This window comes from Fortiea sp. LEGE XX443, from assembly GCF_015206815.1.
Lineage (GTDB): Bacteria > Cyanobacteriota > Cyanobacteriia > Cyanobacteriales > Nostocaceae > Nostoc_B.
This window is the reverse complement of record NZ_JADEXZ010000119.1, coordinates 1-10,458: the sequence shown is the minus strand read 5'-3', so window position 1 is coordinate 10,458 and position 10,458 is coordinate 1. Positions and strand designations below refer to the sequence as shown.

General features: G+C 43.1%; 7 protein-coding genes. 2 read left to right on the top strand and 5 right to left on the bottom strand.

Going from position 1 to position 10,458, the window contains the following annotated elements:
• Nucleotides 1-88: 88 nt before the first annotated feature.
• Together IQ259_RS25895 and IQ259_RS27395 are read right to left on the bottom strand one after the other, a co-directional pair.
• Complete coding sequence (locus tag IQ259_RS25895) at nt 89-1,585, bottom strand: aldehyde dehydrogenase family protein (RefSeq protein WP_193888861.1); 1,497 nt, start codon at nt 1,583-1,585, stop codon at nt 89-91.
• Nucleotides 1,586-1,780: 195 nt separating this feature from the next.
• The gene (locus IQ259_RS27395; protein WP_228014789.1) at nt 1,781-1,960 is read right to left on the bottom strand and encodes a cyclase family protein; all 180 of its coding nucleotides are present in this window, start codon (nt 1,958-1,960) and stop codon (nt 1,781-1,783) included.
• A 132-nt stretch (nt 1,961-2,092) separates the two neighbouring features.
• Here IQ259_RS27395 and IQ259_RS25885 point away from each other — a divergent pair, with 132 nt between their 5' ends.
• Nucleotides 2,093-2,416, top strand: coding sequence for a hypothetical protein (locus IQ259_RS25885; protein WP_228014788.1), 324 nt, complete (start codon nt 2,093-2,095; stop codon nt 2,414-2,416).
• A gap of 114 nt (nt 2,417-2,530) precedes the next feature.
• On the opposite strand, the gene IQ259_RS25880 is transcribed toward IQ259_RS25885, so the two are convergent.
• From IQ259_RS25880 to IQ259_RS25870, 3 genes are all read right to left on the bottom strand, one after another.
• Nucleotides 2,531-5,548, bottom strand: a complete 3,018-nt coding sequence (locus IQ259_RS25880) for a UPF0182 family protein (protein WP_193888859.1) — start codon at nt 5,546-5,548, stop codon at nt 2,531-2,533.
• A 49-nt stretch (nt 5,549-5,597) separates the two neighbouring features.
• Nucleotides 5,598-8,324 carry a cation-transporting P-type ATPase gene (locus tag IQ259_RS25875; protein WP_193888858.1) on the bottom strand — a complete coding sequence of 909 codons (2,727 nt, stop codon included), beginning with the start codon at nt 8,322-8,324 and terminating at the stop codon, nt 5,598-5,600.
• Nucleotides 8,325-9,184: 860 nt separating this feature from the next.
• On the bottom strand, nt 9,185-9,688 hold the full coding sequence (locus tag IQ259_RS25870) for a GNAT family N-acetyltransferase (protein WP_193888857.1): 504 nt from the start codon (nt 9,686-9,688) through the stop codon (nt 9,185-9,187).
• 173 nt (nt 9,689-9,861) lie between these two features.
• Between IQ259_RS25870 and IQ259_RS25865 the strand changes: the two genes are divergently transcribed.
• On the top strand, nt 9,862-10,296 hold the full coding sequence (locus tag IQ259_RS25865; protein WP_193888856.1) for a cyclic nucleotide-binding domain-containing protein: 435 nt from the start codon (nt 9,862-9,864) through the stop codon (nt 10,294-10,296).
• Nucleotides 10,297-10,458 lie beyond the last annotated feature (162 nt).

Sequence of the window (10,458 nt, the reverse complement as noted above, 5' to 3'; positions counted from 1 at the left end):
GGTTAAAACCCCATCCCTTGTGGGTGGCTTTTCTCCCCTGCCCCCTGCTCCCTGCCCCCCTGCTTTTTTATGTCCGTAACTAGATAAATTAACTCCGGTTATCTATTTGGGCGCGTTGCAAATTGCCCGAAAAATCAACATACACACTCTTCCATTCCGTGAATACATCTAAAGCAGTGGTTCCGGCTTCGCGGTGGCCGTTACCTGTTTGTTTCACACCACCAAAAGGCAAATGTACCTCTGCGCCAATAGTCGGGCCATTTATATAAGTAATACCAGCTTCAATATCGCGCATGGCAGTAAAAGCGCGGTTGATATCGCGGGTATAAACAGAAGAAGAAAGACCGTAATTGGTATCATTGAGAATTGCGATCGCTTCCTCAAATGAACTAACCTCAATTAATGCAACTACAGGCCCGAATATCTCTTCACGGGCGACGCGCATATCAGGTGTAACATTATCTAGAATAGTTGGTTGAAAGAAATTGCCTTGTTTTAATTGTCCTTCACTGGCTATTTCTCCACCAATTAAGATTTTTGCACCTTCCTCACGGGCAATATTCATATACTCATTCACCCGTTGCAGTTGCCTTTGATTAATTATCGGCCCAATTTCTGTCTTTGGGTCATTCCCAGCACCCAGGCGTAATTTGTTGGTGCGCTCATATAGCATCGCCGTAAACTTTTCTTTGATGTCGCGGTGTAATATTAGACGACTGGTAGCCGTGCAACGCTGTCCAGTTGTACCAAATGCACCCCAAACTGCACCATCCAAAGCTAATGCTAAGTCTGCATCTTCCATGACAACTTGGGCGTTCTTTCCACCCATTTCCAGACAGACGCGCTTATGAGTGCGTCCGCAAGTAGCGCCAACAAAAGCACCCGTTTCGGAAGAACCAGTAAATGAAACTAAATCAACATCAGGATGTTCTACTAAAGCTTTACCAACTTCTTCGCCAACACCATGCACTAAATTAATTACACCTGGCGGTAAACCTGCGGTGGCGAAAATTTCGATGAGTTTGGTTGCACAGGCGGGGGTATCTTCCGCGGGTTTGAGGATGACTGTGTTACCGCATACTAAAGCCGGCATAGCTTTCCAACAAGGAATAGCCATAGGAAAGTTCCAAGGAGTAATTAAAGCACAAACACCGATAGGCATTCGCACCGTCATAGCGAATTTATTAGGCATTTCCGAAGGTGTTGTTAACCCAAACAGTCGCCGTCCTTCGCCAGCACTATAAAAAGCGCAGTCAATACCTTCCTGCACATCGCCCCGCGCTTCTGTTAGGGGTTTACCCATTTCCCGACTAATTAATTGAGCGAGTTCTTCTTTGTGTTCAAGTAATAATTCCCCCACACGAAAGATGTATTCGGCTCTAGCTGGGGCGGGGACTTTGCGCCAATTGCGGTAAGCTTGACGGGCGGCGGCTACAGATGTCTCGACATCCTCGGCTTGAGAACGGGGAAACGTAGCGACGACTTCGCTTATTAAAGCAGGGTTGCGACTATCAAGAGTAGTTCCTGTTGTGGCGTTCACCCATTGACCATCGATATAATTGCGGCAAGTTAATAAAGACATAATTTGTAATTCGTAATTAAGATTTTTTTTAGAGAATTGGTATAGGTTTGATTTGTTTTCTACGTTAACGTCAAGTTTGGTGAATGGACGGAAGACGAGAAAGTTATACACAAAAGTTAAGGCACAAAAGCCAACACACCCACAGGCGAACCAGAACCACCACGTAATCTGAGAATAGCGATCGCTAATGTAGTACCCTTAGGAGGCAGTTGATCCAAATTCGTCAATTCCGGCACCATTAGCGTAAAAACTGTTAAGGGCGTTGATATGAGTAGCGCTATGTTCTCCCATAGAAAACCCCCGCAGATAATAGCCATCATCGGGAATATTTGCCACTGTGGTAAATTCTACTTGCGGGTCGCCAGGCCAGAATGTCAACTGAATATACTCAATAATAAGAATAAATATCTCGGGCAGGCACGCTTATGACCGAGATTTACGCAAGTCAGCACGATTCGATCAAAGATTTTGTAAAGCTGGCACTCGTTTTACAGTCTATACTTTTGGCTGATGTATATTGAAGTTGGAGAGGTCTACTCTCAAAGTCGTAAGCAAGCTTATGGGGTAGTCATGGATGTATTGTCAAGTTATTTATACGCACGACCATCTTTAATTGAAGGTATCGCCAGAATAGTAGATTTTGGCAACACATTACAGGCGTATAACTCGTCGTTAAGTCCTGAGCAAGCAGACTACTTGGCTCTGCTGTCTGACTGGCGGGTTGTAGGAAATGATTTGAGAAATGCAATGGCAGAGTATAAGGAATTAGAATCTCAAATCAATGAAACTCTTATTGCTGAAGCTCGTGAAGCTTTAGCAATGGCTCAGGAATAAATATAAGGATCAAGTGGTGTGATGGAGAACGAGGAAACAAATGAAAATCCTGTTGCCCTCCCTACCAAATTTTATCTTGTCCGAAAAATTAGATATAGCCTTGTTTCCTTGTTATCACTGATTAGGCGAGGTTCCCTCTTCAAAGGGACGGATAATAGCAGGTGCGGGTGTGACTTCTGGTTGAAAGATGGCTTGCAATGCTTGTTCTAGGGTTTGTGCCATAACAATGCGGTTTTCGTAAGCGACAACTACCCGTACCAAAGTTGGCAAACTATTTTGCGTGGCTTCTAAATAAATAGGCTCGACGTACAATAAGGATTGTTCAATGGGAATGACTAACAAATTCCCCTGAATGGCTCTAGAACCTTGACGATTCCATAAAGAAATTTGTTGGGAAATCACTGGATCTTGGTTAATGCGTGCCTCAATTTGTTCTGGCCCGTAGATCAGGCGCTCTTTGGGGAAAATATATAACAATAATTTACCGTAGTTTTCTCCATCCGATCGCGCAGCTAACCAAGCAATTAAATTCGTCCGTTGTCTGGGAGTGTAAGGTAAAAGTAGGATAAATTCTTCAAAAGGAACTGTGGGCAAGCTGGTAATTAAATAATACGCCTCTACTGGACGAGTTTTATCACCATAGATTTCGTTGGGGATTTGCCACTGGTCTTCCCGGTTGTAAAATACTTGGGGGTCTGTCATGTGATAGGTCATCAACTGCTCCGCTTGAATTTGAAAAAAGTCCACTGGATAGCGGACATGGCTACGGAGAGTGAGTGGCATAGCGCTGAGAGGTTTAAACATCTTAGGAAAGATGGCCGACCAACTTCTAACTATCGGATCTCTAGGGTCAGCAATGTAAAAATTAACAGTACCGTTGTAGGCATCAACGACGACTTTGACGGAGTTACGAATATAGTTGATGCCATTATTGCCAGGGTCAGAGTAAGGATAGCGATCGCTAGTTGTATAGGCATCTACAATCCAAAACAGATTATTTTTTACACCAGGGAAATCTGAACCGATACTAGGATCGGCAGCGACTAAGTAGGGGTCGCTATCAAATTTTAAAAAGGGTGCGATCGCTCGGATACGTTGTTTCACATTCCGCCGGAACAACACTTTTGTATCCGGCAAAAAGTCCCGTGTGAATAACATTTGCCAATCTTTCAAATACGTGGCAAATAGCCAACGTCGCCACCCAGGACTAATAGAAATGCCGCCTAATCCATCATAGGTGTTATAAGCGTTATCACTGCCACTGGGATAATCTAGTTCTCTGACTCTTGTGCCAGTCATTACATAAGTATTAGTAATTTCACCATAATAAATTCTGGGTAGACCAATAGGAATGCTGTCTCGAATCGCTTCACTAGAAGTAGTAAGAGCGCCATCACCATTACCAGCAATATCTTTGACAAAATATTCTGGTAGTCCACCAGAGGCAACGGTGTTGACTGGACTGAGGGTAAACCCATATCCATGCGTATAAATTAGATGTTGGTTTACCCATGTCTGCGCCTGTTGGGGTACGGAATTATAGTCTAATTCCCGCGCAGCAATTAAAACTTGTCGCCGTTCTGTTGGTTCAGGTGCTTCTTGATCAGGTGCTATGTTATTTGGAGGCGCAGCTGGGCGCTTTGAGGCTGCTTCGGTTTCTAGGGTATACCGATCAATATCAGCATCAGGAAAGCGATAGTAGGGTCGAATTTGTTGCAGTTGGCGGTTAGTTTCTAAAAGTGGTCGCTGATCCCAAAGGCGAATATTGCGGATTGTCAAGTCGTTATTGCGGATATCGGCTTCAGTTAAAGTTCCTTGGGGATTGAAGTTTTTAGCATCAATAGCCTCTAAATCAAATGCTTGTCGAGTTAAGGCTATAGTCCGTTTAATATATGGTTCTTCCCGCTGCAATTCGTTAGGCTGAACAACTAAATATTGCACCACTGTTGGTAAGATAACACCAGCCGCCACCGCCACCACCAAATAAACGCCCAACCCGTAAAATACCCAGTGGCGATACGCAGACTTAGCTCGCCAGAAAACTGTGCGCCACAAAAGGTAAAAAGCGATCGCCACGGCTAAAATACACAACACTGTGTAAGCTGGTAACTGAGCATTAACGTCGGTATAACTAGCACCATAACTAACTCCCCTGGGGGAATAAACTAGTTCATAACGACTCAGCCAATAGCTGAAGGCGACAAGCAGCATCAATAAGCCACCCATTCCGTATAAGTGACGCTGCTGCGGTGATGAAAACCCTGGAAAAATTCCCTGACTCACACTCTCTGCCGAGAGAAGATAGGTAAGACTAACGGCGACAAAACCAAATAAAAATAAACCCATTAACCAGAGTTCTAGAAGTTCCCAAACTGGTAGGGAAAAGACGTAGAAGCTGATATCTTGATTAAATAAAGGCTCGGAGTAGTTAAAATCAGTAGGATGGAAATATTGCAGGACTTTTGCCCAGTTGTTGTGTAGTATCCAAGCAAATAGCAGACTAAACACACCAGCGATCGCCGTTAAGAGAAATCGTGGATAAATTAAAATAGCGATCGCAACTCCTACAGCCAAACCAACATACAAAATTTGAGCAGTAATTTGCCTTCCCAGTGTCCAAATTGTCTCTAGCCGAAATAGTGAAATAACAGGTAAATCAACCTTGTTTACAGAAGACTGCCAATAAGCAAAGGCAATTTGACCGTAGTTAGCCAGCATTAACCCCACCAAAAAGCTCAATATCAAAACTATTGGTAGTAGCCAGCGCAATCTGATTGGCAAAGTTCGTGTATAAGTTATCTGATTCTCATCAGATTTGGAATACTGAGGACTGAGAAGGTTTTTTAGCTCTGCACTGAGTCCTGCTTGCTCACGCTTGACTTGGGCAATTTTTAAAGATGGCGGATACTTCAGCCGTTGTGCTAAAAACAAATTTCCTAATAAGTAGATAGCACTGCTCGCAGCGACAAATAATACTAAAGCAACTTTTGTTACTGACCTCAATAAGAATACTTGCAGATAGTCAACTTCTTGAAACCAAAAAATCTCTGCTCCTAGACGGCAAACCAAATCTAACAACAGCCACAGCCCTAGTAATATTGGGAGTAGTCTCAAGCACCATTTCCAGAACATTTTGTGGCAGCTAACCTTAATATGTTGATCACTACATTTAGTCTGACATTTAATCAGCCGGATCGATGCGGTTGACCAAAGCCGCCAAGGGAATCATCGGTAAGGCAGGAATCAAGCAAATCAACCATTGATTCAGATTTAACGGTGCAGTGGCAAACAAAGTATTCATGAAACTCCATTGGCTAAAGATAATTTGCAGTACCACTGTGGCGAGTATACCAAGAGCGATCGCGGGAAAATCACGAATTTGGGCTGATCTGCCCCTGAGCTTACGAATCAAGGCATTACCTAACTGGCTGATGCTCAATAAATAAACAATTCTCCCAGCCACCAAAGCCTGAATGGCCATTGTCCGCGCTAAGTTAATTTCCCCGGTAGTTTGACGCACCCATTCAAACATCCCAAAAATCAAAATCCAGTTGAAAATGGAAACTACTGCAATTCGCTGGAATAGTGACTTTGAAAGTAATGGTTCCCGTGGGTTGCGGGGTTTTTGTTTCATTACCCGGTCAGATTTGGGTTCAAAGGCCAAAGGTACGGTCATTGTGACTGAGTTGACCATATTCAGCCACAGAACTTGCAGAGATAAAATTGGTAATTCTCTAGCGAGTAAAGCACTAATCAAGATAGTCATCGACTCACCGCCGTTGACTGGCAAAATAAAAGCGATCGCTTTTTGCAAGTTTTGATAAACAGTCCGGCCTTCTTCGACTGCGGCTTCAATGGAAGCAAAGTTATCGTCTGTAAGCAACATATCAGCAGCTTCTCTTGCCACATCTGTACCAGCGCCACCCATTGCTACACCAATATCAGCTTGTTTCAAAGCTGGGGCATCATTGACCCCATCTCCAGTCATGGCGACAATTTCGCCTTTAGATTGTAGTGCTTCGACTAAGCGGAGTTTTTGATCAGGGGCAACTCTGGCAAAGACCACACCATCTTCTACTATCAGCTTTAATTCTTGGTCGTCCATCATAGCCAGTTGCTTACCTGTAAAGGCTTGCACTCGACCATGTTTTTCTAATCCGATGCGTTCGGCGATCGCTTTGGCTGTGGTGATATGATCGCCTGTAATCATTTTTACTTGAATTCCGGCTGATCGACAGGCTCGAACAGCTGCGATCGCTTCTGGTCGTGGCGGATCAATCATCCCCTGTAATCCCAAGAAAATTAACCCAGTATCAATATCTTCGTGTTCTACGGAGTTATGGTTTGTTGGGACTTCTTTTTGAGCAAAAGCCAATACCCGCAAACCCTGACTAGCCATCGCCTCAACTTGCCGTTCCACTAATTCCCCAATGATTGGTTCTGGTTTGCCGTTGCGATTCAGCATTTGCTTACAGCGTTTTGTAATGGCTTCTACAGAACCCTTGACGTAAATAATTTTGCCCCCATTATTTCGATGCAGGGTAGCCATGTATTGAAACTCAGATTCAAAGGGGATGGTATCAAGTCTGGGAATTGACTCAGCTATTGTTGCTTGCTGCAATCCGGCTTTATTGCCAGCTGCAATTAAAGCACCTTCTGTGGGGTCGCCAACTACAGTCCAATAATCATTTTTGAGTTCAATATGAGAATCATTACACAGCAACCCAGCCATTAAACAAGATTGCAGTGATGGGAAATTGTCTCTATCTAAATCTACAGGTTGCTGCTGAAATTGGATTTCTCCATCTGGACTGTAACCAGTACCACTGACGGTAAAATACTGCCCTCCTGCATATATGGCCTGTACCGTCATTTGGTTTTCGGTCAACGTCCCAGTTTTATCAGAACAAATAACTGTTGCACCGCCCAAGGTTTCTACGGCCGGTAACTTCCGAATAATGGCGTGGCGGCGTGCCATGCGGTCTACACCAATCGCCATTGTTACCGTTACCACCGCAGGTAATCCTTCGGGAATGGCACTCACCGCTAAAGCCACAGCCGCTTCAAACATCCCTGTCCAAGACTGTCCCTGTCCCAAACCGACGGCAAAGGTAAGGGCAGCTAGACCTAAAATTACATAGAGTAATGTTTGACTAAATTTTTCAAATTTCCGAGTGAGAGGCGTACTTAAACTAGTTCCTCGTTCTAATGATTGAGAAATCCGCCCTATTTCTGTATTTCCCGCAGTGGCGATGACAATACCTTTACCTTGACCAAAGGTAACAAAGCTACCTGCATAGGCCATGTTAATTCGTTCTGCCAAAGGTGTATCGGCCGCTACGGAGGTATTAGACTTTTCCACAGGTACAGATTCTCCTGTTAAAGCCGATTCATCTACCTGCAAATTACGTGCTTCCAACAGTCGCACATCAGCCGGAACTTTGTCTCCAGAAGCTAAAAGAACGATATCGCCAGGAACAATTTCTTGGGAAGGAATGCGTGACTTCTGCCCGTTGCGGATGACTGTGGCTTCTGTGGTGACAGCTTTTGCTAAGGCTGCGATCGCATTTTCAGCTTTAGATTCTTGCACAAAACCAATAATGGCGTTAATTAAAGTCACACCCCAAATCACTAGGGCGTTTGTCCAGGAACCTAAAAACGCTTTAATTGCCCCAGCAATTAATAAGATGTAGAGTAATGCTTGATTGAACTGTAATAAAAATCGCAACCACGGGGGTTTTCCAGGTTTAGCTGTCAGTTCATTCTTGCCATATTGCTCAAATCGTTTGTGAATTACAGCCGAGGTTAAACCCCTATCTGGATGGCTGTCTAGGGTTTGAGCAACTTCTTGCGCTGGAAGTTCGTGATACTGATGTGCAAGTCGGCTACCCTTTGCAGTTGCAGACATAAAATTTACCGAAATACTAAATTGGTCAACATTTGGTTAGTGCTGAAAAAGTATAGGTTGCCAACATAAGTAGCAACAGAAACATTAAACACTAATACTAACAAGCTGCGATTTATAAGTTATCAGCAGTTTGTTTGCTAGTTTTTAAAGCAGTGGTCATCATGAATGCTACTGCTTTTGGTATTTATTTTCTTCCCTCTCTGGCAAGAGTCCTATAGTGTACACACAAGGCTCTTAATCAACGTGAGTTCGACGGATTAAAAAAACTTTTTTTTCCATAGCTTGCTTTGAAAGCCTAATTTGGTGTTGCATAAATGCGGGATGATTTTCTTATATTTATCTCTCAAAACCTCTTCTTCTCTACGAGACGCTGCGCGTTGGCGGAAGCCTCTCGTAGAGAATGCGTACTTTGCGTACTTTGCGTACTTTGCGGTTCATTATTTCATCCCTAAATTTAGCAACGCCCCTAATTTTTCGTTGTATTTTCAGCCCCTCTCCGCCTCGGAGAGGGTTTGGGGAGAGGTTCATCGTCACGTTAATCAGCAATGTTAATGCTTAAACTTGCAATGTCAATACATCGCCTTGCAATGTTAATGTTAAACTCGCAATGTCAATACATCATCTTGCAATATTAATGTTAAGCGCGCAATGTCAATACATCGCCTTGCAATGTTAATTCTTAAACTCACAATGTCAATACATCGCCTTGCAATATAAATACTGTTAATACATCGACTTGTAAAAATTAATCCACCCTACAAGCGTAAAAACTTTAAAAGACTTGTGTATAAATAGTAAGGCAAGAAGCAGAAGAGTTTTAGATTTTGGGTTTTAGATTGAACAATACCAAATTTTATACTTCAGGCTTCAAACTTCAGACTTTTTTCACGCCTACAGCCTGGAATCCATCGCAAAAAACAACGATTATCTTGCTGGTGTGTGATTTCTGCACCCAGACGATGATAAAAATTCAGCCCTCGAATATTTCGCGCATCAGCATTCCAAGCTAGATGAGTACAATCATTTTCTCTGGCAATTTCAGCCAGTCGTTTCATCAATGCGGTTCCTGCACCTTGGCTTCTCATTTGTTCATCAACGTACAAATCATCCAGCCAGATACTTGGTTGTCCTGCAAACGATGAGTAGCGAAATCCGTATAAAGCAAACCCAACCTCAGATTCTGAAGCCTCTGCAAATAAAACGTAAGAAAAGGGGATTGCGCCAAACAACGTTTTGTGTATCTTTTCTTCAGATACTTGCAACTCACCAGCGAAAGCGCCAATGTTGCGATCAAATTCGGCTTTTTTTTGAATAAATGAGAAAATTAGCGAGACATCATTGGGAGTAGCAGGTCTGATTTTCATCTTTATTTAAACGCAGAGGTAGGCAAAGTTAGGGCTGAGGGGCGCAGAGTGTTTCTTTAAAATAATGAGACACTGTACTTAGTTATAATCTTTATCGGTTAGTATGGCGATCGCATACTCAAGAATACCAAAGTTGCCTGATATTTTTAATGTGTGAGACTTAACTCTAAATTATGCTCAGTAGTGTTGATCGGTTGTTATTTGTGCGACGTGTCCCGATTTTTAAGGAATTACGGGATGATTTTATTGTGCGGCTGACTTCAGTGATGCACGAGTTGTCATTTCCGGCAAATTATACGATTTTTAGACAGGGGGAAGAAGGGCGATCGCTGTATATTGTGGTATCAGGTAGAGTGAAAGTCCACATTGGCAATAAATTTTTAGCGGAAGTGGAACAGGGAAAATACTTTGGGGAAATGGCTGTATTTGATACACAGTCCCGTTCTGCTACAGCCACTACTCTCGAACCTTGTGAATGTTTAGAATTGACACAAGAGCAACTTTATGACGCGATTGAAGAAACTCCAGAAATCGCGGTGAATATTATTCGTGAGTTATCACGGCTGATTCGCAGATTGAATGAGAGTATTGATGTCACTCATTCATAAGCTGAAATTTTGCAGCCAAGCTTCATCTTCTATAGCCCTGTTGTGTCACTTTAGGCAGAGGAAAAATAGAATTCAGGGTGAGTTAGGAATATAAAAATTGGGGAAGTGAGCCTATAAACAATGGCTTGAAGTTTAGCAAATCCCAATGAAAGTTGAGGGATA

Bases quoted from the DNA above. Each gene is read 5' to 3' on its own strand.
- IQ259_RS25880 (WP_193888859.1), bottom strand. From the start codon at position 5,548: ATGTTCTGGAAATGGTGCTTGAGACTACTCCCAATATTACTAGGGCTG.
- IQ259_RS25885 (WP_228014788.1), top strand. From the start codon at position 2,093: ATGTATATTGAAGTTGGAGAGGTCTACTCTCAAAGTCGTAAGCAAGCT.
- IQ259_RS25870 (WP_193888857.1), bottom strand. From the start codon at position 9,688: ATGAAAATCAGACCTGCTACTCCCAATGATGTCTCGCTAATTTTCTCA.
- IQ259_RS25865 (WP_193888856.1), top strand. From the start codon at position 9,862: ATGCTCAGTAGTGTTGATCGGTTGTTATTTGTGCGACGTGTCCCGATT.
- IQ259_RS25875 (WP_193888858.1), bottom strand. From the start codon at position 8,324: ATGTCTGCAACTGCAAAGGGTAGCCGACTTGCACATCAGTATCACGAA.